Annotated in this window: 17 protein-coding genes and 1 tRNA gene; 17 read left to right on the plus strand and 1 reads right to left on the minus strand. The window is 60.8% G+C overall.

Annotation, left to right across the window (positions count from 1 at the left end; translation table 11 throughout):
• Nucleotides 1-136 precede the first annotated feature (136 nt).
• From ABD654_RS02410 to ABD654_RS02450, 9 genes are all read left to right on the plus strand, one after another.
• On the plus strand, nt 137-2,167 hold the full coding sequence (locus ABD654_RS02410; RefSeq protein WP_344701917.1) for a diguanylate cyclase: 2,031 nt from the start codon (nt 137-139) through the stop codon (nt 2,165-2,167).
• Nucleotides 2,167-3,114, plus strand: a complete 948-nt coding sequence (locus ABD654_RS02415; protein ID WP_344701919.1) for an AEC family transporter — start codon at nt 2,167-2,169, stop codon at nt 3,112-3,114. Before ABD654_RS02410 ends, ABD654_RS02415 begins: the two co-directional genes overlap by 1 nt.
• Nucleotides 3,115-3,206: 92 nt before the next feature.
• Nucleotides 3,207-3,283, plus strand: a tRNA-Arg gene (locus ABD654_RS02420).
• Nucleotides 3,284-3,406: 123 nt separating this feature from the next.
• Nucleotides 3,407-4,675, plus strand: a complete 1,269-nt coding sequence (gene glyA, locus ABD654_RS02425) for a serine hydroxymethyltransferase (RefSeq protein ID WP_344701921.1) — start codon at nt 3,407-3,409, stop codon at nt 4,673-4,675.
• Nucleotides 4,676-4,716: 41 nt separating this feature from the next.
• Nucleotides 4,717-5,490, plus strand: coding sequence for a 3'(2'),5'-bisphosphate nucleotidase CysQ (gene cysQ / locus ABD654_RS02430; protein ID WP_344701923.1), 774 nt, complete (start codon nt 4,717-4,719; stop codon nt 5,488-5,490).
• 124 nt (nt 5,491-5,614) lie between these two features.
• Nucleotides 5,615-7,369 (plus strand): type I secretion system permease/ATPase, encoded by a 1,755-nt coding sequence (locus ABD654_RS02435; protein WP_344701925.1) that lies wholly within the window; start codon nt 5,615-5,617, stop codon nt 7,367-7,369.
• A 1-nt stretch (nt 7,370) separates the two neighbouring features.
• Complete coding sequence (locus tag ABD654_RS02440; RefSeq protein WP_344701927.1) at nt 7,371-8,771, plus strand: HlyD family type I secretion periplasmic adaptor subunit; 1,401 nt, start codon at nt 7,371-7,373, stop codon at nt 8,769-8,771.
• On the plus strand, nt 8,771-10,348 hold the full coding sequence (locus ABD654_RS02445; RefSeq protein WP_344701929.1) for a TolC family outer membrane protein: 1,578 nt from the start codon (nt 8,771-8,773) through the stop codon (nt 10,346-10,348). The genes ABD654_RS02440 and ABD654_RS02445 overlap by 1 nt, the downstream gene beginning before the upstream one ends.
• Nucleotides 10,349-10,351: 3 nt before the next feature.
• On the plus strand, nt 10,352-11,731 hold the full coding sequence (locus tag ABD654_RS02450; RefSeq protein WP_344701931.1) for an undecaprenyl-phosphate glucose phosphotransferase: 1,380 nt from the start codon (nt 10,352-10,354) through the stop codon (nt 11,729-11,731).
• 20 nt (nt 11,732-11,751) lie between these two features.
• Here ABD654_RS02450 and ABD654_RS02455 read toward each other — a convergent pair whose 3' ends face one another.
• Nucleotides 11,752-12,642, minus strand: a complete 891-nt coding sequence (locus tag ABD654_RS02455; protein ID WP_344701933.1) for a glycosyltransferase family 2 protein — start codon at nt 12,640-12,642, stop codon at nt 11,752-11,754.
• 310 nt (nt 12,643-12,952) lie between these two features.
• Between ABD654_RS02455 and ABD654_RS02460 the strand changes: the two genes are divergently transcribed.
• From ABD654_RS02460 to ABD654_RS02495, 8 genes are all read left to right on the plus strand, one after another.
• On the plus strand, nt 12,953-14,656 hold the full coding sequence (locus tag ABD654_RS02460) for a hypothetical protein (protein WP_344701935.1): 1,704 nt from the start codon (nt 12,953-12,955) through the stop codon (nt 14,654-14,656).
• Complete coding sequence (locus tag ABD654_RS02465) at nt 14,656-15,483, plus strand: ABC transporter permease (protein ID WP_344701937.1); 828 nt, start codon at nt 14,656-14,658, stop codon at nt 15,481-15,483. Before ABD654_RS02460 ends, ABD654_RS02465 begins: the two co-directional genes overlap by 1 nt.
• A complete protein-coding gene (locus ABD654_RS02470; protein ID WP_344701953.1) occupies nt 15,473-16,918 on the plus strand; it encodes an ABC transporter ATP-binding protein in 1,446 nt (481 codons plus the stop codon). Before ABD654_RS02465 ends, ABD654_RS02470 begins: the two co-directional genes overlap by 11 nt.
• Entirely contained in the window at nt 16,915-17,790 is an 876-nt protein-coding gene (locus tag ABD654_RS02475; protein ID WP_344701939.1) for a class I SAM-dependent methyltransferase, read from the plus strand. The genes ABD654_RS02470 and ABD654_RS02475 overlap by 4 nt, the downstream gene beginning before the upstream one ends.
• The gene (locus tag ABD654_RS02480) at nt 17,791-18,915 is read left to right on the plus strand and encodes an acyltransferase family protein (RefSeq protein WP_344701941.1); all 1,125 of its coding nucleotides are present in this window, start codon (nt 17,791-17,793) and stop codon (nt 18,913-18,915) included. It begins immediately after the preceding gene.
• Nucleotides 18,916-19,079: 164 nt separating this feature from the next.
• On the plus strand, nt 19,080-21,035 hold the full coding sequence (locus tag ABD654_RS02485) for a hypothetical protein (RefSeq protein ID WP_344701943.1): 1,956 nt from the start codon (nt 19,080-19,082) through the stop codon (nt 21,033-21,035).
• 103 nt (nt 21,036-21,138) lie between these two features.
• Complete coding sequence (locus tag ABD654_RS02490) at nt 21,139-24,117, plus strand: methyltransferase domain-containing protein (protein WP_344701945.1); 2,979 nt, start codon at nt 21,139-21,141, stop codon at nt 24,115-24,117.
• A gap of 169 nt (nt 24,118-24,286) precedes the next feature.
• On the plus strand, nt 24,287-24,784 hold a 498-nt coding region (locus ABD654_RS02495; RefSeq protein ID WP_344701947.1), incomplete at its 3' end, for an Rpn family recombination-promoting nuclease/putative transposase.

Here is a 24,784-nt window from a genome sequence, read left to right on the forward strand (position 1 = left end):
CTTTGCCCGAGCCAACGGCGCAAAAGACAGCGCCGCAGGCCCAGGCAAACAGTGCAAATCGGGAAAGACAGGAAGGGACGATGTTTTCATGCGCTACAACCTCATACAAAGGTGACGCGTGACCGGGCGACAGTGGATGACGCCGCCATGGCAGCCGTTGAAACGCTGGATCAAAGCCGGCAGAACAGTGCACTCGCTCAGAGGGCGCCTGGTGGTTGGGCTGGCGTTTACCTGGCTTGCCATTGTAGCGCTGGTGCTGGCCATGACCTGGTATCTGGGCAAAAGCATGGTCAACGACACCAGCCTTTCCTATCTGCGCTATGAAACGGCCATGCTGGCCGATGAGCTGTCCCATGAGATCCGCTCGCGTACGCGCACGCTGTCGCATGTGGCAGACATCACACAGGCAGTGCACGACCCGGAGGCGCTGCAGCGCCGGCTGCGGCACAACGATGCGCTGCTGGAGTGGTTTGAGCGGCTGGTGATTACTGATGCCCAGGGCGATATCGCTGCCAGCTGGCCCAAAATAGACCGCAAAAGCATGGCCAGCGTGGAAAATCGCGAGTTTTTCCGCATGATCCAGGGCACCGGCTACCCCCACGTCAGCGAGCCTTTCGTCGGTCGCGCAAGCCGGGTGCCCATGGTGCTTATCGGCGTGCCGCGCCGGGATGCCAACGGCGACTTTGCCGGCATGATCGGCGGGGCCATGAGCCTGCAAAGCGGCGGTCTGTTTGCCCGTCTTGCCAGCAAGCAGGCCGGCGACGGCAGCTACGTCACCATTTTTACCGCCTCGGGCAAGGTGCTGTATCACCCCGACCGCGATGAGCTGATGACCGATATTCGCTCTTTGACCCACAATGCGAATTTGGAAAGCGCGCTGATCGGCTGGGAGGGCACGGCGGTGGGCGAGCTGCTTGACGGCCAAAAAGGGCTGCAGTCCTACAAGCAGGTGTGGCCGGCGAACTGGATTGTGGGGCAGTTTACCACCCAGGAGCAGGCCCAGGCGCCGCTTGCCGAGTTCATCAAGCGGCTGTGGTGGATCTGGGCGCTGATGGTGCTGTGGATGCTGCCGCTTTTGTGGTGGGTGCTGGGCAGCATGCTGCAGACCCTGCGGCATTTGGAAATCCAGATTGGCGAGGTAGGCCGCGAGCGCCGCGCGCAGATTGATCTGACCAGCGACGTGGACGAGTTCCAAAGCATCGCCAGCACGTTCAACCACGTGGAAGCGCAGCGCAAGACCCTTTTGAACAGCCTGCAAGAGCGCGAGGCGTTTCTCAACGCCATGCTCGACGCCACGCCCCAGGGCATGTTCGTGGCGAACTTCGACGGCGAAATTACCTACATGAACCCCACGCTGCTGGATATTCTGGGGGTCAGCACAACGATTACCACCACCTGCTGGCTTGGCTACGTTCATCCGGACGACCACGACGGCACCGCGGATATGTGGCGCCATAGCCTGGCCTCGCACAGCGAGTTTGTGCGCCAGCTGCGTTTCATCCGCCCGGATGGCAACACCCTCTGGCTGGAAGTGCACGCCCGGGTGGTCATGCTCTCCCGGGGCGGCCAGTCGCTGGGATTGGTGGGCACCATGAAAGACATTACCCAGCGCCGCGAACAGGAAGCGCTGGCGCGCTGGGAAGCCGAGCACGACCCGCTCACCGGGCTTTTGAACCGCCGCGGATTTGAGCGCCGGCTGGACGAGGCCTTTGCCGAGTACAAAAAAACCAGTACGCCCTCGGCGCTGCTGCTGTTTGACCTTGACCATTTCAAGCCCATCAATGACGAAGGCGGCCATGCCCTTGGCGATGAAATGCTGCGCCGTATCGCGCAAATCGTTGCCTGGGAAGTGCGCCGCAGCGATCACGTCGCTCGCCAGGGCGGGGACGAGTTTGCCGTACTTTTGCCCAGCTGTACGCTGCCCCAGGCGCGCAACATTGCCGATTCGCTGCGCATCGCGGTCAGCAACATTGCCGTTACCCACCAGGGCAAGGAGTACTGCGTGACGTTGAGTATCGGCGTGACCAGCTTTATCGACAGCGATCAGGACGTGGCGGCCGCGCTTTCTCGGGCGGACGCTGCCAGCTACGAGGCCAAGCTGAACGGGCGCAACGCGCTGGTGGTCAACGTGCCGGATGATGACGACGTGCCGGCGCTTTTCGACTGATGGCGCTGCTGGAGATTCTGGCCCGCACCCTTGAGGTGACGCTGCCGGTGTTCGTCATGGTGTTTGCCGGCATGGGCCTTAGGCGAATCGGCTGGATCGATGCGGCCTTTGTGGGCACGGCCTCCTCGCTGGTGTTCAAGGGTACGCTGCCGGCGCTGGTGTTTCTCAGCCTGATACGCGCGGATTTGGGCGTGGCGCTGAACGTGTCGCTGCTGAGTTTTTTCGCCCTGATGACGCTGCTTCAGTTTGCGCTGGTCTGGCTGTGGTCGCGCCACCGCGCCGGGGCAAGCGAGCGGGGCACCTATATTCAAGGGGCGTTTCGCGGCAACTGCGGCATCGTCGGGCTGGCGCTGGCCCACGCCATGTACGGCGACTACGGCCTATCGGCGGGCAGCGTATTGCTGGGGCTGGTGATTGTTTTGTATAACAGCCTGTCGGTGGTGGCCCTGGTGGTTCACCGGCCCGGGCCGAGCGGCGGCGCCACCACGCTTGGCCGCAACATTGCCACCAACCCGCTGATCATAGCGGTGGTGGCCGCGCTGCCCTTTGCCGCGCTGGGGATTACGCTGCCCGACTGGCTGATGCACACCGGTGATCTTTTCGCCTCGCTGACGCTGCCGCTGGCCCTTCTGTGCATTGGCGGCACGCTGTCGATTGCTTCGGTGCGTACCAGCGGCCGTACCGCCGTTAGCGCAAGCCTGTGCAAGATGCTCTGGCTGCCGGCTCTGGCCACGCTTGCCGCTTTGGCGCTGGGCTTTCGCGGCCGCGAGCTGGGGCTTTTGTTTTTGTATTTTGCAAGCCCCACGGCTACCGGCAGCTTTGTCATGGCCCGCGCACTGGGCGGCCATGCCGGGCTTGCCGCCAATATCATCGCCATGACCACCCTGGCGGCCAGCGTCACGGTCACCCTGGGCATTTTTACCCTGCAAGCGACAGGGTGGCTATGACGCAGTGCGGCCGCGGCGGCGCGCTTGGCGGCCCCGGCCCAACGCGTTATACTGCCCGCGCTTTTTCAAGCCCCAGCCTTGCCCTGCAAGCTGCCCCTATAGCTCAGCCGGATAGAGCGTCCCCCTCCTAAGGGGAAGGTCTCAGGTTCGAATCCTGATGGGGGCGCCACACAATACCCGTACTCCCTCCTTCCTTCGCAGGCTGAAAACGCGGCGATGAAACCCGGCCGGCGCTGCGTTATGATGACGTCTGAGTTGTCCATGTTCGTCTTTCGTTACGAGGGTACCGCCGATGTTTAGCCGCAGCATGTCCATTGCCGGATTCGACGACGCGCTTCACCGCGCCATTCAGCAAGAAGAGCAGCGCCAGGAAGATCACATTGAGCTGATCGCCTCGGAAAACTACGCAAGTCCTCGGGTGATGGAAGCCCAGGGCACCCAGCTGACCAACAAATACGCCGAAGGCTACCCCGGCAAGCGCTACTACGGCGGCTGCGAGCACGTCGACGTCGTCGAGCAGCTGGCGATCGACTACGCCTGCGAGCTGTTCGGCGCGACCTACGCCAACGTCCAGCCGCACTCGGGCTCTCAGGCCAACGCTGCGGTGTTCCAGGCGCTGGTCAAGCCCGGTGATACCATCCTCGGCATGAGCCTGGACGCCGGCGGCCACCTGACCCACGGCGCGCGCCCCAACTTCTCCGGCAAGCACTACAACGCCGTGCAGTACGGCATCGACGAGCAGGGCCGCATCGACTACGACGAAGTCGCCCGCCTGGCCCGGGAGCACAAGCCGAGCATGATCATCGCCGGCTTCTCCGCCTATTCCCAGGTAGTGGACTGGGCGCGCTTTCGCCAGATTGCCGACGATGCCGGCGCCTGGCTGCTGGTTGACATGGCCCACGTGGCCGGCCTGGTCGCCGCCGGCGTGTACGCCGATCCCGTGCCCCACGCCCATGTGGTCACCACCACCACGCACAAGACGCTGCGCGGCCCCCGCGGCGGGCTGATTCTGTCCGCCGAAGGCAACGCCGACATGGAAAAGAAACTCCAGTCGGCCGTTTTCCCGGGCAGCCAGGGCGGCCCGCTGGAGCACGTCATCGCCGCCAAGGCCGTGTGCTTCAAAGAGGCCATGGCGCCCGATTTCAAGGCCTACCAGCAGCAGGTCATCGAAAACGCCCGTGCCATGGCCGAGGTGTTTATTGCCCGCGGCTTTGACATCGTTTCCGGCGGCACCGACGACCATCTGTTTCTGCTCTCGCTGATCAAGCAGGGCGTGACCGGCAAGGACGCCGACGCCGCCCTCGGCCGCGCCCATATCACGGTCAACAAAAACGCCGTGCCCAACGATCCGCAAAGCCCGTTTGTCACTTCCGGGCTGCGCATCGGCACGCCTGCGGTCACCACGCGCGGCTTCAAGGAAGACGAATGCCGCCGGCTGGCCGGCTGGATCTGCGACATTCTCGACGTGCTCGCCGCCGGTGACGACACCGCCGAGGTAGAAGCCAGCGTACAGGGCCAGGTGGTTGACGTCTGCCGGCAGTTTCCGGTATATGCCGACTGAGCCACGCCATTTTTCCCATCGGTAACAGGAACAAGGCACTGATGACACTGGTCAACCAGAATCTGCTGGACACGGTAGAAACCATTGCCCGCCGCGCGGGCAATGCCGTTATGGACATCTACGCCCGTGATTTCAGCGTCGAGGAAAAAGACGACAAAAGCCCTTTGACCGACGCGGACAAGGCCGCCCACGAGATCATCGTTCAGGGGCTTGCCGAGCTGCCTGACGGCATTCCCGTGCTTTCCGAAGAAGACGTCGACGGCTTTGCCGGGCCCGATGCCAAAGGCCATTACTGGCTGGTGGATCCGCTGGACGGCACCAAGGAATTCATCAAGCGCAACGGCGAGTTTACCGTCAACATCGCGCTGATCTCCCAGGGCCGGGTCGTGCTGGGTGTGGTGCTGGCCCCGGCGCTGCATACCGCGTACGTGGCAGCGCAAGGGCTTGGGGCCCACAAGGTAGAAGCCGACGGCACGCGCCACCGGCTGCACGCCGCAAAAAAGCCCGAGCCCGGCGGCCGCTGGCGCGTGGTGGGCAGCCGCTCTCACCCCAGCCCGGCGCTGGAGGCCTGGCTTGCCAGGCTGGGCGATCACGACATGCATGCCATGGGCAGCTCGTTGAAGCTGTGCCTGGTGGCCGAGGGCCGGGCCGATGTCTACCCGCGCCTGGGGCCAACCAGCCTGTGGGATACCGCAGCAGCCCAGGCCGTGGTGGAGCAAGCCGGGGGCAGCGTGGCACAGCTGGACGGCACCCCGCTCAACTATGCCACGCCGGCGCAAACGCTCAACCCGCACTTTGTGGTGTGGGGGCGCTAGCCGCCTGAAGGGGCATCAAGCCGCCGGCGGGGGCAAGTCGCTACCTTCGGTCAAGGTGCATCTGTTACACTTCGCCGGTTATTTTTCGCGCTTGATATTTTCCCTTCAACGGTGAATTCCCCCCATGGCAAAGCAACAGGAAGCCACGGACCTGCAGCGGGCGCTGAAAGCCTGCAAGGGTTCGTTTATTTCGGTGGGTTTTTTCAGCATGTTTGTCAACCTGCTGATGCTCGTCCCGCCGATGTACATGCTCCAGGTCTACGACCGCGTTCTCTCCACCCAGAGCGAAGACACGCTGTTGATGCTCACGCTGCTGGTGATTTTTTTGTTTGCCATCATGGGCGGGCTGGAGCTGGTGCGCTCGCGCATACTGGTGCGGGTGGGCAACCGGCTGGATACGATGGTCAACGAGCGCCTTTACAGTGCCATGTTTCGCAGAAGCCTGCTCTCCCCGGGCGGACAAAGCGCACAGCCGCTCAACGATTTGACCTCGCTGCGCCAGTTTCTTACCGGCAACAGCCTGTTTGCCTTTTTTGACGCCCCCTGGGTGCCGATCTATATCGGCGTGATGTTTCTTTTCCACCCCTGGCTTGGCATCTTTGCCATCGGGGCGGGTATTATTCTGGTCGCGCTTGCCATCGCCAACGAAAAGTCCACTCAGACGCTTTTATCCGAGGCCAACAGCGAGCATATTCAGGCGCAGAATCTGGCCAACTCCAACCTGCGCAATGCCGAGGTGCTCCACGCCATGGGCATGCTGCCCGGCATTATGGGGCGCTGGTCCAAGCGCCATCACGAGTTTCTGGCCAAGCAGTCCCGGGCCAGCGACCGCGCCGGCGCGCTGACCAATACCTCCAAGGTCATCCGCATGATGGCCCAGTCGCTGATTCTTGGTCTGGCTGCGCTGCTGGTACTCAAAGGCGAGCTCACCGGCGGCATGGTGATCGCCGGCTCCATCCTCATGGGCCGGGCGCTGGCGCCCATTGATCAGATGATCGGCGGCTGGAAGGGTTTTGTCAGCGCCCGCGGGGCCTATAAGCGCCTCAACGAGCTGTTAACCCAGATTCCCGATGAGCAGCGGCGCATGTCGCTGCCGCGCCCGGAAGGCTATCTCAGCGTGGAAAACGTCGCCGCCGCCCCGCCGGGATCGCGCATGGCGACCCTTCGCGGCATCAACTTTGCCGTGGATAAAGGCGAGCACGTGGGCATTATCGGCCCCAGTGCGGCCGGCAAGTCGACGCTTGCACGGGTGCTGCTGGGCATCTGGCCAAGCCAGGTGGGCGATGTGCGCCTGGACGGTGGCGATATTACCCAGTACAACCGCGACGAGCTGGGCCCGCACATTGGCTATCTGCCCCAGGATATCGAGCTGTTTGACGGCACCGTCAGCGAAAACATCGCCCGCTTTGGCAGCGTGGATCCGGAAAAAGTGGTGGCCGCTGCCAAAAAGGCCGGCGTCCACGAGATGATTTTGGCGCTGCCCAACGGCTACGACACTGTGATATCCGCCGGCAGCGGCGCGCTTTCCGGCGGCCAGCGCCAGCGCGTGGGCCTGGCCCGGGCGCTTTACGGTGACCCGGTGCTGATGGTGCTGGACGAGCCCAACGCCAACCTTGACGACGCCGGCGAGCGCGCGCTTGCCCAGGCCATTGCCCAGCTAAAACAAGACGGCACCACGCTGTTTGTCATCAGCCACCGCCAGAGCGTGCTCAAGCACATGGATAAGCTGCTGGTGATGAAAGACGGCCAGCTCAGCATGTTTGGCCCGCGCGACCAGGTGCTGGCCCAGTTCGCCAAAAAGCCGCGGGGCAAGGTGGGCCAGCAAAGCGCCGGCCGGCTGTCCGCGGTCAACGGCGGCCGCAGCGGCGAGGAGTCCTGAAATGAGCGAATCTGACATGAGCGAAAGCCACAGCAAGCGCAACATGCCGGCGCGCCAGGAAATTGACGTAACGCCCAGAGAGCCTGCCACCATTGAAGGCGAAACCCGCGCCCACCTGCCGGTAAGCGACAAGGGCTACCGGGGGTTGGGCTTTGCCGTTTTGCTGGTGGCGCTGGGCGGCTTTGTGCTCTGGGCCACAACCGCCACCCTTGCCGTTGCCGTGGTGGCCCCCGGGGACGTCTCGGTGAGCTCGTTTAAGCGTACGATCAAACACCTGGAAGGCGGCATCGTCGAAAAGCTGCCGGTGGCCGACGGCGACCACGTCGAAGCCGGCGACCCGCTGCTGATCCTCAGCGACACCCAGGTGCGCTCCCAGCGAGATATCGCCCGCTCCAAATACCTGATCAACCGTGCCATGGAAGTGCGCCTTTTGGCCGAGCAGCAGGGCGCTGAGAATCTCAAGATCCCCGACGAGCTGAAAAACGCCGACAGCCCCCGCATCCAGCAGATTCTAGCGGTGCAGCAGGGCCTGTTCCACGCCCGGCGGCAGTCCTATCTGAACACTCTGGCCTCGCTTGACGAACAGAACAAGCAGATGAAAGAGCAGATCGAAGGGCTCAAGCAGCGCATTAGCGTCAACAACCGCCGGATTACCTCGCTGCGCGGCGAGGCCGAAGATTTTCGCTCGCTGTACCGCGAAGGCCTGGGAGACAACCAGCGCCTGCGCGAGCTGGAGCGCCAGATACTGCAGTACGAGGGCAACAACGCCGAGTTTACCTCCAAGATTGCCCAGCTGCGCTCCCAGATCAGCGAAAACCGCGCCGAGCGCGAGATTCGCAAGCAGGAGTTCCAAAAGGAAGTGGGCGAGAAGCTGCGCGAAGCCCAGGCCCAGATTGCCCAGGCCGAAGAGCAGATCACCTCGCTTTCCGATCGGGTGGCGCGCACCGTCATCCGCTCACCGGTTTCCGGCACCGTGGTGGGTCGCAAGGTGCACTCTGAAGGAGCCGTGGTTCGCGCCGGCGAGCCGATCATGGAAGTCGTCCCCTCAAGCGACGGCTTTGTGGTGGAGGCCCGCGTACCCACCCGGGATATCGACAAAATCTATCCCGGCCAGTACGCCGAGATTCGCTTTTCGGCGTTCAACCAGAAAACCACCACGACCATCGCCGGCGAGGTGATCCACGTCAGCGCCGACAGCTTCAAAGACGAAGCCACCGGCCAGCGCTACTACAAAGCCCGGGTCGAGGTCAGTGAGAAGGGCAAAAAAGAGATGACCGACAAGATGCACCTGCTTTCGGGCATGCCGGCCGAGGTGATGATTCGCACCGGCGAGCGCACCTTTGCCAGCTATATCGCCAAGCCGATCAGCGATATGCTCTCGCGCGCCATGCAGGAGGACTGATGAAACCGCCGAGCCATCGCCTGACGTGCAACGCTGGAAAAACGCCGCGGATACTTGCCGCGGCGCTTGCCAGCGCCATCATAAGCGTGCCGCTCTACGCCCAGGGCACCGGCCTGCAAACGGGCGCGGATAGCGCATCCACAGGAAATCGCGCATCGGAGGAAAATCGCGTAGCGCCAAGCGGGCAGGCCGTAGCGGAGTTTACTGCCCTTGAGCAGGCCGCCGGCCAGGCGCCGGGCAAGCCCATACTGCCCTCGCTGCCGGGGCTTTTTGCCAAGGCCCTGAAGCACGACGCCAAGCTGGCCGAGCAGCGCTACAGCCTTGAGGCCACCCGGGAAGAAAAACCCATTGCCCGCTCGCAGCTGCTGCCCCAGCTCAGCGCCAGCGGCGGGTATCTATGGCAGGACACCACCAACGTGCAAACCGAGCGCGACGACGACCCGCGCACCACGTCTCGGCCCGGCGAGTACACCGAAGACTACTGGCGCGTGCAGCTGTCCCAGCCATTGTTCAGCCTGGAGCGCTGGCGCAAGCTGGACGTGGCCGACGCGCAGATCGACGCCGCCGAGCTTAAGCTGGCCGCCGCTGAGCGCGATTTGGCCCTGAGCGTCAGCGAAGCCTACGTGCAGGCGTATTTGGCCTCTCAGCGGCTGGGGCTTTTGGACTCTCAGCAGGAATCGCTCAAGCTGCAGCAGCGCCAGGCCAGCCGCGCCTACGAGCTGGGCGTGGGCAACCGAGTCGATTTGCTTGAGTCCCGCTCCCGGCTGGATCAGGCCATTGCCGATACCGTCGAGGCGCAAAACGAGCTGGACAACGCCTTGAGCGAGCTGGAGCGTTTGACCGGTGTGCGCCCGCAGATGCGCCGGCTGGCCCTGGGCGCGCTTGACGAGGTGGTGCTCAAGCGCCAGTGGGGCAAGCCCGGCGATTGGCTGAGCCGCACGGCCAATAACCTGGACGTGGTGCGTGCCCAGAAAGAGCAGCAGGTCACCGAGGCCGACACCACCACACGCCGCGCCGGCTATTACCCGGAGATGAACCTCAACCTGAGCTACAGCGACCGCGACAGCGAAGACGAGCTGCGCACCAGCGAAGACTACACCGCCCAGGTGGAAGTCAGCGTGCCGCTCTATCAGGGCGGGCGCACCAACGCCCGCGTGCGCCAGGGGGAAAAGCGCATTCGCGCCGGCCAGGCCGCCGTGGACAACCAGCGCAACCTGGCCGCCCAGCAGGTGCGCAAAAGCCTGCGCTCGCTCAACGGCGGCATTCGCCGGCTGGATGCCCTGCAGAAAGCCATCAACTCCAGCCAGCTGTTCCTAGACGCCGCCCAGCGCGGCGAGCAGCTCGGCCTGCGCGACCTGGTGGACGTGCTTGACGCCCGCGCCAGCCTCTACGACCAGCGCATCAAGTATGTCAACACCCTGGGCGACTACGTGCTGCAGCGGCTCAAGCTGCAGTCGGCCGTGGGGGATCTGTCGAGTGAAGACATGACCGATGTGATGGCGCTGCTTTTCTCCATGACTCGAACGGCGGATGCGCCGGAAAACACCGCGCAGCCCCGGCCGGCCAGCGCGGGCTAGCCCATGAGTGCCGCCCGAGCCGTACAAGGAAGCGACTGGCTGCGCCGCGCCATGCGCTGCTTTGACGCCGGCATTGCCCTGCTGGTGGCCATGGCAGCGCTGTGGCTGTTGCCCAGGCCGGGCATGGACGGGCACGACTATCTGTTTCTCAGCCTGATCGGCAGTCTGGTACTGCCCGCCGTGGGCGAGCTGCTGGGGCTTTATCAGCCCTGGCGCGGGCGCAGCCTGTACACCATGCTCGGCGTCTACATTGCCAGCTGGCTTGCGACCGTTACGCTGCTTAGCCTGCTTTTGGTCATGACCCACAGCACCCAGGATTTCTCTCGGCTGTGGATGGGCGTGACGGCGTGCGGCGTGCTGATAACCGGGATAGCCATGCGCGCCTGTTTATACAGCTACCTGCGCCGCCTTCGTGCCCGGGGCGGCAACGTCAAGCGTGTACTGCTGATTGGCCGCGAGCAAAACGTCGCCCGGCTGGAAAAACGCCTGGCCCATGTGGCCCATGCCGGCTATACGGTTCACGATGGCCTGGTAGACGACGGCAGCGACGCCTTTATTCAGCGCGTCCGGGCGCTGGCAGGGCAAAGCGCTTTCCACCGCGGGTTCGACGAAGTCTGGCTGGGCTATTCGCTCAGCGAAGGCGAAAAGATTCGCGTGATTGCCACCGCACTGATTGGTGTACCGGTCAGCGTGCGCTACTTCCCCGATCTAACCGATATTCGCCTGCTCAATCATCGTATGGCCCAAATTGTCGGGCTTTACTCGCTGGAGCTGAACTACAGCCCGCTGGACAGCACACCGCTCAGGCTGATTAAAAATCTGGAAGATCGGCTGCTGGGCGCGCTGCTGTTTATCGGCTTTTTGCCCGTTATGCTGCTGATCGCGACCGCGGTGCGCGTGCGGATGGGCGGGCCGGTGCTGTTCAAGCAGTATCGCCACGGCGTCGACGGCAAGCGATTCAAGATCTACAAGTTTCGTACCATGTCGTCGCACAGCGCGACGCATACCGCACAGGCCTGCCACGGCGATGCGCGCATTACCCCGCTTGGGCACTTTTTGCGCCGTACAAGCCTGGACGAACTGCCCCAGCTTTATAACGTGCTGCAGGGGCGCATGTCGCTTGTCGGCCCGCGCCCCCATGCCATGGATCACAACGAATACTACAAAGACGCAATCGAAGACTACATGCAGCGCCACCGGGTTAAGCCCGGCATGACCGGCTGGGCCCAGGTACACGGCTGGCGCGGCAGCACCCAGGCGCTTGGCGATATGAAAAAACGCGTGGAGTACGACCTGTACTACATCGACAACTGGTCGCTGGGGCTGGACATCAAGATACTGATGATGACCTTGGTCAAGGGGTTTGTGAATGGTCAGCCGTGAGCATGGCGGGATGTTAAAGCCTAGTGCCAATAGCCCCGATGCATGGAAAGCTGACGCTTGAGCCAGACTGGCAGTCGGCGCTCAGCGCGGCCCAGCCGATAGCCTGTGTATTTCAACAGCGTACGCAGCCATGCTTCAGGCAGCCGCCAGGGCGCGTAGCGCCAAAGGTAACGTATCTCACTGCGCACAAAGCGCGCGCCTTCGCCTTCCGGCTTGCCCAGCCTCTCCAGCAGCCAAGCCTCTCGGGCGTGCAGCACGCCGATGTCAAAATAGCGTTTGGCTTCCTGCGCCAGTGAATAGTTATGCGAATGATACACGCAGGCCTCGGCGCAGTAGGCCAGGTGCCAGCCGTGCTGTAAAAGCCGCGCGCCGGCAATCATGTCCTCACTTAAAATCGTTCCGTGAGGAAAGCCCCCCGCTTCAATCAGTGCTTGGCGGCGATAAGCGGCAAAGGAGTTGGATAAAAACGCCGTCTTGATCCCCAGCCGGGGAATATCGGTCGTGCTGACGCTGTACGAGTGGGCGGGGTAGTTGAATCCCCGCGCATGGGCAGCGATGGGGCTGGCGCCCTTATGGGGCAGCTGGCGGCCAAAGGCTGCGCCTACGGCGGAATCGCTAAAGGCGGCTACGAGCCGTTCAATCGCGTCGGTCTCGGCAAGCAGTGCATCCTGGGTGAGAAAGACGACGATATCTTCTTTCATCAGGTGCAGCATCTCATCACGGGTTTTGCCGTGGCTAAAATCGATCCGGTCAATCACTCGCACCCGTGCGCCGGCCCGGCGAGCGAGAGTAGCCGTAGCGTCGGTGGAAGACGAGTCCACCACGTATAGCGTCACATCACTTAGCAGTGGGGCTATACGCTCCAGCCACTCCGTCCAGCCGCTACCGGCGTTAAGCGTCGGTACGCACATCGCAGCCGAGAGGGAAGTAGGTTGCGAGGGTGATGAAGCCGTGATGGGTGAAGATCCAGTACAAAAATAGGCCAAGGCGCTCTCCAGAGGCCGATATGTGGGGATAGCCAGCATATTTTAAGCTGTAATGCAGCCTGAGTGTTGGGAGGAGTGCACGTATTATGGCATGATACGATGTTGATCTGAGAGGTCTGCCCGTTTCTGTACTTACGCATGATGACGATCAACGGAGCAAACCAAAGCGCCTCGTATACAATGTTATTACCTGACAACGCCTCCGGCTTTGGAGTAAAAGGATGCAATACAGCGCATGAACATCATCCGGAGAAAGGTGCGCACTTTTCTGCTGTTGCTGAAAGAGGGAGACTGGCAGGGCATTGCAGAGCGTTTGGTGCGCCGCCTGGGGCCTTTGATACCCGGAAAAGCTCTTGACCATCACCCTGTTATTGATGTTTCGCTCCCCGGAGTTGACATCATCTGTACACCGCACACGCGCTTTGTTGCTCAACGTGTTAGCGTATCATTGGTGGCTCTGGGTATCACACCGGTGCGTATTCTGGACACCCCACCGGCACGCTATGCTCGGCGGCTGCATATCGTCATATGCCCGCAAATGCCGATGAAGCTGCCGCACTGCTATATTGCTTTCCAGATGGAGCAGTCAGTCAGTTCTCGCTGGTTTAACGAAAGCTACCGCAAACGGCTGGAAGGCGCCGTCGCCATTATGGAATATTCGCTTTATAACGTTGCTTACCTTCAGGAGACGTTTAAGCTTTCACATCAGCAGATATTTTATACGCCCATCTCTAATCTGCCGGCAGGCTGCCTGGACAAAGGTCACCAGGGCGACGTCTCGTCGCTGGCTGATAATAACACTGCCAAGATGTACGATGTGGCCTTCTATGGCGATGCTAATACGCCAAGGCGTCAGGCTTTTCTCAATGCCTTGGAGAAACATTATTGTGTTTTGCGGATCAGTGAAATCTTCGGAGATGAGCTTTATATTCAGCTAGCCAAAGCCCGGCTCATCGTTAATGTTCATTACTACGAAGACGCGCTGCTGGAAACTACCCGGCTATACGAGTGCTTGTCGCTAGGGCATGCAGTAGTGTCGGAAAAGAGCGTTGATATGGAAGAGCATGCGACGCTGCTACCTTATGTCACGTTTACGCCCATTGGCGATATAGAAGCCATGGTGGCTGCGATAGGCAAGCGCCTGGAGACGCTGTCACCGAATTCCTTCCCGACGTTACCGAACGATATTGCCCATTTCCACTTTTATTTCACCCGGCTGATGGTGGCGCTGGATCAGGCGGATGCTTGTCAGCTGGATAATATCGCACCGCCGATTGACCCTGAAGCGCTGTCTCGGGGGGTTGGGCTCTCCTTGCCGGAAACTTATCAACGTCGCGCTGTTTTCCAGGCTGAATTTCCCGATTATCCGATATTCCCCGGCTTGCGACATGCTCAGGGTTGGCGTGGTTGTGCGCTAAGCTACCGCTATATGGCCCGGCAGGCACGTGCCTGCGGGCTTAATGCCATGGAAGTGCGCGAAGATGATGTCTGTATGGATGCTGCTGCCCGGCAGCGCTGGGCGAGGGCCTGCCGGCTATTTGATGAACGGCCCGAGCTGGACGTGCTGTCCGGTCTTATGGCTGATATTGCTGACGATGTTGCGATACTGGAAAACTTCGAATACGAGGGCGAGCACTATATTGTCATCAATCGCATGACAAGTACGGTATGCAATCGTTACGGCACCCGGGCTATGGGCGCGCTGGCGGATTGGCCTTTCGAGGACAACAACGCAGAACGCAACACCATTGATCGTTATCTGGAAAGGCTGGGGCTTTCAGTGCTGGTTCCTCTGCCATTTATTGTTCAGCATCGGGCCGATAGCCACTCCACCCTGTGGCATTTTCAGAATACAACCTATGACGCGCTGATTGAGGCCAGCGAAAAGCGCCTGATGAACTTGGCCCGCCAGTCGTCAATCAACCATAAGGGCGTTTGATGTCAGCTAATTTGCCCAGTACCACGCCGTTATTTATTGTTCGTGATGTATACCGGCATCGCTACCTGCTTAAAACGATGCTTTGGCGCGAGATACACGGTCGCTACAGAAGCTCATTACTGGGCGTATTATGGTCCTTTATTACTCCGTTATTAATGCTGACGGTATATACGTTTGTTTTTACAGTAGTATTTCAGGCACGCTGGAATATTGAAGCCGAGCACGGCAGAGCGACTTTTGCCCTGGTGCTGTTTGCCGGGCTCACTATTCACAGCCTGATGGCAGAAGTGCTTGGGCGTAGCCCGGGGCTTATGTACGAGCACGGTAACTACGTCAAACGGGTCGTATTTCCCTTGCAGGTATTGCCGCTGGTTCCGTGTCTGTCGGCGCTGTTTCATTTCTTTATCAGTGTGATTGTGCTGCTGATGGTTATGCTGCTGCTGGGCCATCCGCTGCACTTGACCATCCTATGGCTGCCGGTAGTGGTAGCGCCGCTGTTACCCCTGCTGGCAGGCATTGGCTGGCTGCTTTCGGCGCTGGGCGTCTATGTTCGTGATATCAGTCATGTGTCGGGCCTGTTGATCACGGTGCTGCTGTTTGTCTCCCCGGTGTTTTTCCCAGCTGACGCGCTAGGCGACACATTTCGCCAGCTGATGCTGGCAAATCCGCTGACTATCATCATTGAGCAGACACGTGCCGTGTTGCTTTGGGGGGAGCCCCCCAGCGTCTTGATGCTGGCAGGCTACAGCGTGGTTTCCTGCGCTGTCGCCTGGATTGGGTATGCCGTGTTCCAGAGAGCCAGAGGGGGGTTTGCCGATGTGCTCTGACGCGAGTGGAGTGCCGGAGAAGCGGGAAGATATTGCTATCCGCCTAGTTGGGGTCTCCAAGCATTACCGGCTTTACCCGTCAACGCAGGCCAGGCTGAAAGAGTGGGTCTGGCGTCCGCTCAAGCGCAGGCTGGGACGCGAAGCCTCGCCGTACTATCGTAATTTCACTGCGTTGGACAGCATTAGCGTTGAGCTGCCTAAAGGTCACACGACAGGGATTATCGGACGCAATGGTTCTGGCAAATCGACTTTGTTGCAGCTGATTTGTGGGACGCTGCAGCCAAGTGAAGGCAGGGTGGAAGTCAACGGTCGCATCGCTGCGCTGCTGGAGCTGGGTGCCGGATTCAACCCTGAGTTCACCGGGCGTGAGAATATCTTTATATATGCCGCCATTATGGGGTTATCACGCGCCCAGGCGGAAAAACGCTTTACCGATATTGTGGCCTTTGCCGATATTGGTGCCTTTATTGAACAGCCGGTCAAGGCCTACTCCAGCGGCATGCTGGTGCGCCTTGCCTTTGCCGTCATTGCCCATGTAGATGCTGATATTCTCATTATTGATGAAGCCCTGGCCGTTGGCGATGCTTTTTTTGTACAAAAATGCATGCGTTTTCTGCGGCGCTTTATGGAGCAGGGGACCGTGCTGTTTGTTAGCCACGATAGCGCCGCTGTTACCAGCCTGTGTGACCACGCCATTTGGCTGGATCAGGGAAGTCTGCGTATGCAAGGCAGTGCCAAGGCTTTGACGGAGCACTATCTGGCAGCTCGCTATGCCGAAGAAAATGCGTCAAAGGCTGCGCCTGTGCCGGCCGTCACTGCAGCGGCCGAAACTAATATACCGTCTCCTATGCCGGCACCGCTGGATTACCATGATGCGCGCAAGTCGTTGATCAATGCCAGCCCATGGCGTAACGATCTGGAAGTTTTTGCGTTCAAGGAATCTCAAAATAGCTTCGGGCAAGGCGGCGGAAGTATCAGCCATGTGGCACTGCGAGATGCGCAGGGCCAGCCGTTGCGTTGGGTTGTTGGCGGCGAGCCGGTATCGCTGCACGTTGTCTGTACCGCCCATCTCTCCATGGACGGCCCTATCGTTGGTTTTTTATTCAAGGATAGGCTGGGTCAGACGCTGTTTGGCGATAATACCTTTCTGACACACAGCGAGCTGAGTGTTGAAGCAGGCCAGAATTTTGAGGCCGAATTTACCTTCGTCATGCCCACTTTACCCCAGGGGCAATACAGCATTGCTCTGGCGCTGGCCGAAGGCTCACAGCAAGATCACGTCCAGCATCAATGGATACACGATGCTTTGTTGGTGGAGTCGCACTCCAGCTCCGAATCGACAGGGCTGGTCGGTATCCCTATGCATCATATTTCTCTACAAGCCTCCCATGCGCAGCCTGCGCCCCGGGCTACCGCCACGAGGAGTTCATCATGATAGCCCCACCTGTTGCTCTTGATTCTGCGCTGCTGTTTGCCCCGGAACGTATCGTCTGGCCGGCTAACTGGGCTGGTCATATACCTTTTGCTGCCTTGCTGATTGCCCGTCATAAGCCGCGTGTGCTGGTAGAGTTGGGAACGCATAACGGTTTTTCTTACAGCGCCTTTTGTCAGGCTGTTCAGGAAAACAGCCTGAATACTTACTGTCACGCCGTGGATACCTGGGAAGGAGATGAACACTCCGGTTATTATGGCGAGCACATCTATCAGGATATCAAACGCTGGCATGACGCTCGTTTTGCCGCTTTCTCCACGCTGCACCGCACCACTTTCGACGAGGCAGCGACGGCGTTTGCTCCTGCCAGCATAGATCTTTTGCACATTGACGGACTGCATACCTACGAGGCCGTACGACACGATTTTTATACGTGGCTTCCCAAGCTGTCTTCACGCGCGGTGGTTTTGTTTCATGATACTGAGATAAGACAAGCAGATTTCGGGGTCTGGCAGTTCTGGAAAGAGATATCAGTCGACTACCCCCACTTTTCTTTTACTCACTGCAACGGTCTGGGCGTACTGCTGGTTGGAGACCATCCGCCTGCTGAGGTAAAAGCCCTGTGCAAGGCATTTTCGCTGCATGGCCAGCACCTGCAGCAGCTATTTGCCCGCTTGGGCGGTAACGTTGAATGGCAAGCTCGTAGCCGCGAGCTTAAGCGTCAATTAGACCAGCAGCGCGAACACGATGAACGTGAGAAGAAAGTACTGCGCCAACAGCTGGATCATGCGTGTATGAATATACAAAAATTGCTGAACTCTAGAAGCTGGCGCATAACGCGTCCACTTCGCGCGCTCGGCCGCTGGGTTCCCTGAATGCCTCAACGGCAGCGTCTTCCCGGGTTGGATGCGGTCAGAGCCATTGCCATCATGCTTGTGGTCTTTGCCCACGGCGTATTGCTCGCAGCGCCGGCCATTTCCTTTCAGCTGCGCTCGCAGCTTTTGTATCTGGGGGGCTACTTCGGCGTCGAGCTTTTTTTTGCCCTGAGTGGCCTGCTGATTGTAGGCGGTCTTTTACGCCGGCTGGACAAACGGCCAACGCTCACCCGCGGTGATATGCTGGCCTTTTGGCAGCGTCGCTGGTGGCGCACGCTGCCCAACTATTTTGTCTTTTTATTACTTAATGCCACTTTGTTTGCTGCTTGGTTTAACGCCCCAGCGCCTGATGCAAGCTATGCTGTGTTTGCGCAAAATTTCGCTTGGCCGCACCCGCGCGCTATGCCCGAGGCCTGGAGTTTGGCGGTAGAAGAGTGGTTTTATTTGCTGCTGCCCTTGTTGTTGGCGGCAAGCCTGCTGATACGACCCGTTCCATGCCGGGCCGTACCGCTGCTGCTGGCGTGCTGGATAGTGGCCGCTACTGTGGCCCGCTTTACCGTTGCAGGCTGGGCTGAGCCCAGCTGGGACAGCGGGCTGAGAAAAATCGTGCTGCTGCGCCTTGATGCCATTGCCTGGGGTGGGCTGGTGGCGTGCTGGCTACACTACTGCCGGGCTCGCGCTCGGCGCACCGCCGCCCGGGCGCTGGATTTCGGGCTTTGTGTACTGGCCGGCTGCGCGCTGTGGCTAAGCGTTGGCGTAAGCCAAGGCTTTCAGCCCGTGCTGGCCTGGGCAGGTCTGTTTACGGCTACCGGCGCCGGCATTGCTCTTTGCCTGCCCGCCGCGGCTCTGTGGCAGCCGGGCCGCCTTGGCGCCTGGATTATCCGCCCCGTTACTTGGCTTAGCCGCATATCCTATTCGCTTTATCTAGTGCATTTTTCGTTTGCGCTACCGCTGATGCAGCGGGAGTCCCTTGCCGCTGCCATGCCCCTTGTATGGCGGCTGGCAGGCTACGCAGCGGTTAGCCTGCTGGGCGCCTGGGCGGCCTATCGGCTGGTGGAGCGGCCCACGCTTGCGCTGCGTGATCGTATACTCACCTCCCCAAGGCGAACCGCTGGCGGCGCTTGATTTTCTATGAGTATTGATGCACCTTTGCGCAGTGGAGCACGCCACGTGTTTCATTCCGGTTATGCAGCCTCGGCAAGGGCCTACCGAAAACAGGGGCTTAAACCGGAAATTTTAGACGCGTAAGCGTCAGCATATGCATATGTTGTGCAAAAGGAGAAGCCAGAATGGCAATTGAGTTTAACGCAGACTTTTACCTGCAGAGCAAATTCGACCAGCTGCAAAAAGCCGGCCAGCTGGAAGAGTTTGGCCTGACCGACGTTGCAAGCCTCAAAACCTTTTTTGAAGACAACGGCGTAGACGCCGAGCAGCACTACCTCGACTACGGCATGGCAGAAGGCCTGAACCCCAGCGCCGAATTTGACACCGGCGCCTACCTCACTGCCAAGCTGGCCGAGCTGCAAAACACTGAAAAGTACGGCGATACCTATGCCGACTTCACCGTGCAAGACGTTGTTGACGTTTTCCAAGCGTCTGACCTTACTGCGCTTGAGCACTTCAACACCTACGGTAAAGACGAAGGGCTCGAAGCAACACCGGTTGGCAGCACTGGCACACCTTCAGACCTCACTGAAGCTCTGGAGCAGTACGAAACTGCCATCGACGCACGCGACACAGCGTTCGACGAGTTCGTCGAAGCGGCTGAAGGCGCAAACCTGCCCAAGTACGCCGATGACGTGAAGGCAGACGACTACATCGCCGACTCCATCGAGGGTGCGGAAGATGCTCTGGCGGGTGCTAAAGCTGACCTGTCCGGTGATCGTGATGAGAATGTTGCCACGGCTGCTTCTTCTGCACTCACTCCTACATCTGGTAGTGCTGATACCGGGTTTGACGGCACTCAATTCAGTGCAGCGAATCAGCGTGACGCTGCTGATGGTTCCAACTTCGCCAAATTCTACAACGAAGACCTGATCGAAGACGGCCAGCGCCTGTCCGACGCACGTCTGGAAGACGTTGTTAATGAAGCGCAGACCGCTCTGAACAAGGATGGTGTGCGTTACAATGAAGACGGTGAGGTGCTTTTCGAGGCGACGTCTACAGAATCCTCTACTACGGGTATCGAGGTAGGCGACTTTGTCACCGGTAAATACGACAGCAACGGTGATGTTGTAGCTGGTTCTACCTTGTCATCTACCGATGTAGTAGCCGACAAAGACGTATACACCGCTCGTCAGCTGCAGTCCAAGATGAACGCAGCACAAAGCGATCTGGACGGCGACATCAACCGCAAGGGCAGCAACCTTGACCTGGGCGGCGAGCTCAACGCGGCGATTGCTTCGTTCCTGGAAGACAACAACGACGTTGCCGGCCTGGATACTGTTCGTAGCGACTACAACGATTGGGTTGAAGCGATCGAAAACGATGAGAGCGCTGCTACCATCGATGGCCTTGCCAGCACTTGGGCAGGCAACGTTGACTCTGCCATCGAGGGTGTATTCGAAGACGTCGATTCAGCAGGCACTGATCGTGGCGACGCGGACACGGACAACGTTATTGAAGGCGTATCAGACAGCATCGTGACGCTGCTGGATACCCTGGACGACCGCTTCGAGAAGCAGGAAACAGTAGCGAACGCAACAGACAACCTGGGTAACACGCCGACCGGTTTCGACTTCCTGCTGGCGACCGCCATGCAGGACGATCGTGACGGCCTGATTGCCAAGGAAGAAGCCGCTTCCGAGCTGGTTGACACCCTGGAAGGCCTGAAGGGCGATCACGAAGCCGCTGTCTCCGACGTCTCCGACGCCGCTGACGAGCTGGGCTACGAGGTGAAAGAAGCCGACGACGGCATCCTCTTCGGCGAGGCCGACACCGACGACCTGTTCACCTTCGATACCGAAGCGCTCGAAGACCTCGGCTTTGTCAGTGTGACGCTGAACGAGCTGGAAGCAGGCGACGCCCTCTTCTTCGGCACCGAGGTTGAGCAGGGCAACGACATCGAAGCCGGCGACAACAACGCGCTGGAGCTCTTCGTGACCACCAACAACGCCGACGACACGGTCCTGGAAGTGGAAAACTCCGCTTACGGCAGCGAAGAAAACGACACGCTCGCCGTGACCCTGACCGGTATCAGCGAAGACCAGGTCAGCTTCGACGACGGCGTTCTCGCCATTGCCTAAGACCCCGTGTCTTCTGCATGACTGAGGTCGCTCAGTAACGCCAGGCCCGCCTCTCTTGAGGCGGGCTTTTTTCTTGTTATCCCGTCACCTCTACCGGTTTTTTATGGCGACTTCCCGTTCCCTGCGCTCGCTGAGCGAGCGTCGTACCCGGCGCCTGATGCGCGTGCGTACCGACCTGCCCGGCGAGACCCGCGCCGATACGCTGTATTTCCAGGCTCTCACCGCCCTCAAGGCCGATGATCACGGCACGGCCGTACAACACCTGACCCGGGCCCTGCGTCACGATCCCCTCCACTCCGATGCGATGGAGGTCCAGGCCTACCTGCTGGGCATGCACGGCAAACGCCAAACGGCCATTCGCCTGCTGCAGAACGTCATCTTCCAGCGCCCCGACGAGTCGGGCATGTACCAGCAGCTCGCCGAGTGGCTGGCCGAGGAGGGCGATACCCGCGCGGCCGCCGCCGCCATGCAGCGCTGTGTGCAACTCTCGCCCAACGCCGAAGCCCCGCGCCGGTTTCTGGCGGGGCTGTTCGGCAAGCTGGGCCACGAGGACCATGCGGCCCACTGGGCGCAAAAGGCCGTCAGTGCCCAGGCCTTTACCGTCAGCGAGCCCACCGACGAGCCCCGCCTGACGATGATCCTCCTGCAGACCGCGGTGGCCGGCAACATCACCCTCAACGGCGCTCGGACCCTGTACCAGAACGGCCACGTCAACTGGCCCGCCATGCTCGACCGTCGGCACATCCGCGTCATTCGCCTGCAGGTGGACAGCCTCGATCGCCAGCCCGAACTCGTCCGCAAGCTGCCCAAGGCCGATGTGATCGTCAACGGCATGACCATTGCCGAGCGCTGCGAGACCGGCCTCAAACAGGCCGAACGCCTGGGCGAGCGCCTGTCGCTGCCGGTGATCAACCGCCCCGAGGCGGTGCGCGAGACCGACCGTATCAAGGTCCAGGCGCAGTTTGCTCAGCACGACGGCATGCTGGCTCCCCGCATCACCCTGTTCGAGGCACCCGACAGCCACCGCGTCGCGGCCTTTCGGCAGTGCGCCACCGACAACGGCTTTACCCCGCCGATCATCGTGCGCAATCCCGGCGTGGACGGCGCCCAATACACCCGACTGATCCCCTCGCTGGACGACCTCACCGACGACCAGCTGCCCGACGGCGATCTCTACCTGATACAGCACCACGACGTCTGGTTCACCGACGCGCGCATCCCCGACGCCCGGATTTACCCCAAGTTTCGCGTCGTGCTGGTGGGCGAGACCCTTTATCCGGCCCACCTGCGCTTTGCCCTGGACACCTACAACGTCCACAACGCCAACTCCCCCGTGGCCATGCAGGAGCACCCCTGGCTGCAGGATGAGAGCGAACGGTTTTTGGCCGATCCCGAAGGTTACCTCCCCGAGGGGCAGTGGGAGGCCATGCGTCAGGCGCTGCTCGACCAGCATCTCGACTTCACCGGGGCCGACTTTGCCGTCTCCACCGAGCCCGACACGCAAGGGCAGCTGGTGATCTTTGAAGCCAACCCCGGCATGCGCTCCTGGCTCACCGACCTGCCCGAAGACGATTCGGTCCAGCACGCCTGGCAACGGATTCTTACGGCCTTCCATGAACACTGCTGCCGCCGGGCCGACGTCAACGCCTGGGATTTTCAGCTGCCTTCGGGCAAGCCTGCCAGGGCTCCAGCACTGGCCGAGCTGCAGCACGCCCTGGATCGCCACTCGATACACAACGCCGCCGGTCAGGCCGCTCGGCTCGCCCGCGCCTATCCGCGCGATACCGCAATACGCCGCCAACACGGCGAAAGCCTCTCGCTGCTGGGCCAGGACCGACAGGCCCTGGCGATCCTCACCCCGCAGGCCCGCCAGCACCCCGGGTCCATTGACGCCCACACCGCGCTGGTCGACGCCTACCTGCGGGCGGGGCAGTGGCGCGACGCCCATCGCCACCTCAAGACGCTGAATAAATCCCAGCGCCAGAACCGGGCCATCCAGCGCCGGGAAGTGGCGATCATGCTGCAATCCGGCGTCGAACAGCCCGGGATACTCCAGCAGGCCCTGGCCATCACCGACCGGCTTCGCAAGAACAGCGCCCGGGACATCGAACTGCTGCGCTACCGCTCATCGCTGCAGGCCCGACTGGGAGACAGCGACACCGCGCTGGACGGCTTTGCCCGAGCCAGCGTATGGCTCACCGAGGCCCAGGAAAACGCCCCCGACGTCACCCTGGCCCCGACGAAAACGCAGCTGCTGATCGACTGGGCCGACGTTCTCGTGCGCACCAACATCCCCGGCAACCTCAGCCTGGCCTGCCACACCCTCTGGGAAGCCTGCCAGCAGCGCCCGTACTCCCGGCATACCGTCACCGCCTGGGAGCGCTTGAAAACCGTCCTGCCGCAAAGTCCCGACGCCGAGCACCGGAACCTGGTGGCCCTGCACGCCACCATGAACCGCATCTGGGACGGGTACAAAGGCGAAAAGCTCGACGTCAGCTTCGGCGACTTCGGCCTGCCGTATCAGAGTTTTGAGCCGCTGTGGCTGCCCGGCACCCGGCCCGCACACTATCGCCTCGACCGCTACGGCCTCGCCGAGCACCTGCCCGATAACGCACGCGCGCTCGACATCGGCTGCAACCACGGCTACCTGCTCATGGGACTCGCCGATCATCTGGCAGCGGGCGAAGGGTTCGACATCTCACAGGCCTGTGTGGACGTGGGCAACGCCGTGGCACAGCACCTGGGGCACGACCATATCCAGCTGACCCACCAGACATTCGACGACTTCATGGCGCAGTCACATGAAGGCTTTGATCTGGTGATCGCCTGCGCGGTACACCGCTGGATCGGCAAACCGCTCCCCGAGTTCGGCCAGGCGCTGCATGACCTCTGTGCCGACGGCGGCCTGGTCCTGCTGGAAAGCCAGGGCAGTCGTCAGATCGACGCCACCGAAGCAGGCTTCGCGGACAACGCCGAGGCCATCGCCAGCGCCGGGTTCGAGGTCATCAGGACCGGCGGCCTGTGCGACGACGGGGTCAACTACCGGGAATTTCAGGTATTGCGCAAGATCAAGCAGGGCTGACACGCGACTGCCTCAAGGGCCAGGGAAGGCCATTATGCCGCCCGAAAGCCCGCCGTGAAGGTTATCCTGCTCACCGCCGAGATAAACGGCCCAAATGCCCCGAGAAAGGGGCTTTTCCGTGGATATTGCCGTGATGTGATAGACTACCGGTCATTGCACAGGAGCACGCATGGCCACCAACCACCACGATACCGGGTACAAAGAGCTCTTTAGCCACCCTGAATTTGTCGAGCAGCTGATCGACGGCTTTGCGCCGAGCGAGATTGCCGCGCTGATGGATTTCTCTACGCTGGAGCAGCACAACGGTCACTACATTACGCCGCTCTACGAAGAAAAAATCGAGGACGTGGTCTGGTCCGTGAATGCCACGTGGGAGGGCATTACTCAGCGGGTCTACCTGTATATCCTGCTGGAGTTTCAGTCCAAAGTGGATTTACGCATGCCCCTGCGGATGATGCATTACGTCGCCAGCTTCCATGATCACCTGATCAAAAACGGCGTCACCACGGCCAGGAAGGGGTTCCCGCCGGTATTCCCCATCGTGCTCTATAACGGCAACCAACCCTGGACAGCGGCGGAAGATGTCTACGAGATGGTAAGCCCCAAGCCGCCGAGCTTCCTGCGCGCCTTTCAGCCGCATTTGCGCTATTATCTGGTAGAAGAACGT

Origin of the sequence: Halomonas cibimaris (genome assembly GCF_039537045.1) — a bacterium.
Classification (GTDB): Bacteria; Pseudomonadota; Gammaproteobacteria; order Pseudomonadales; family Halomonadaceae; genus Vreelandella; species Vreelandella cibimaris.

Coding starts and splice junctions, on each gene's coding strand:
- ABD654_RS02445 (WP_344701929.1), top strand. CDS start 8,771: ATGAAACCGCCGAGCCATCGCCTGACGTGCAACGCTGGAAAAACGCCG.
- glyA (WP_344701921.1), top strand. CDS start 3,407: ATGTTTAGCCGCAGCATGTCCATTGCCGGATTCGACGACGCGCTTCAC.
- ABD654_RS02460 (WP_344701935.1), top strand. CDS start 12,953: ATGAACATCATCCGGAGAAAGGTGCGCACTTTTCTGCTGTTGCTGAAA.
- ABD654_RS02415 (WP_344701919.1), top strand. CDS start 2,167: ATGGCGCTGCTGGAGATTCTGGCCCGCACCCTTGAGGTGACGCTGCCG.
- ABD654_RS02470 (WP_344701953.1), top strand. CDS start 15,473: ATGTGCTCTGACGCGAGTGGAGTGCCGGAGAAGCGGGAAGATATTGCT.
- ABD654_RS02465 (WP_344701937.1), top strand. CDS start 14,656: ATGTCAGCTAATTTGCCCAGTACCACGCCGTTATTTATTGTTCGTGAT.
- ABD654_RS02455 (WP_344701933.1), bottom strand. CDS start 12,642: ATGTGCGTACCGACGCTTAACGCCGGTAGCGGCTGGACGGAGTGGCTG.
- ABD654_RS02450 (WP_344701931.1), top strand. CDS start 10,352: ATGAGTGCCGCCCGAGCCGTACAAGGAAGCGACTGGCTGCGCCGCGCC.
- ABD654_RS02490 (WP_344701945.1), top strand. CDS start 21,139: ATGGCGACTTCCCGTTCCCTGCGCTCGCTGAGCGAGCGTCGTACCCGG.
- cysQ (WP_344701923.1), top strand. CDS start 4,717: ATGACACTGGTCAACCAGAATCTGCTGGACACGGTAGAAACCATTGCC.
- ABD654_RS02410 (WP_344701917.1), top strand. CDS start 137: ATGACGCCGCCATGGCAGCCGTTGAAACGCTGGATCAAAGCCGGCAGA.
- ABD654_RS02480 (WP_344701941.1), top strand. CDS start 17,791: ATGCCTCAACGGCAGCGTCTTCCCGGGTTGGATGCGGTCAGAGCCATT.
- ABD654_RS02435 (WP_344701925.1), top strand. CDS start 5,615: ATGGCAAAGCAACAGGAAGCCACGGACCTGCAGCGGGCGCTGAAAGCC.
- ABD654_RS02485 (WP_344701943.1), top strand. CDS start 19,080: ATGGCAATTGAGTTTAACGCAGACTTTTACCTGCAGAGCAAATTCGAC.
- ABD654_RS02440 (WP_344701927.1), top strand. CDS start 7,371: ATGAGCGAATCTGACATGAGCGAAAGCCACAGCAAGCGCAACATGCCG.
- ABD654_RS02475 (WP_344701939.1), top strand. CDS start 16,915: ATGATAGCCCCACCTGTTGCTCTTGATTCTGCGCTGCTGTTTGCCCCG.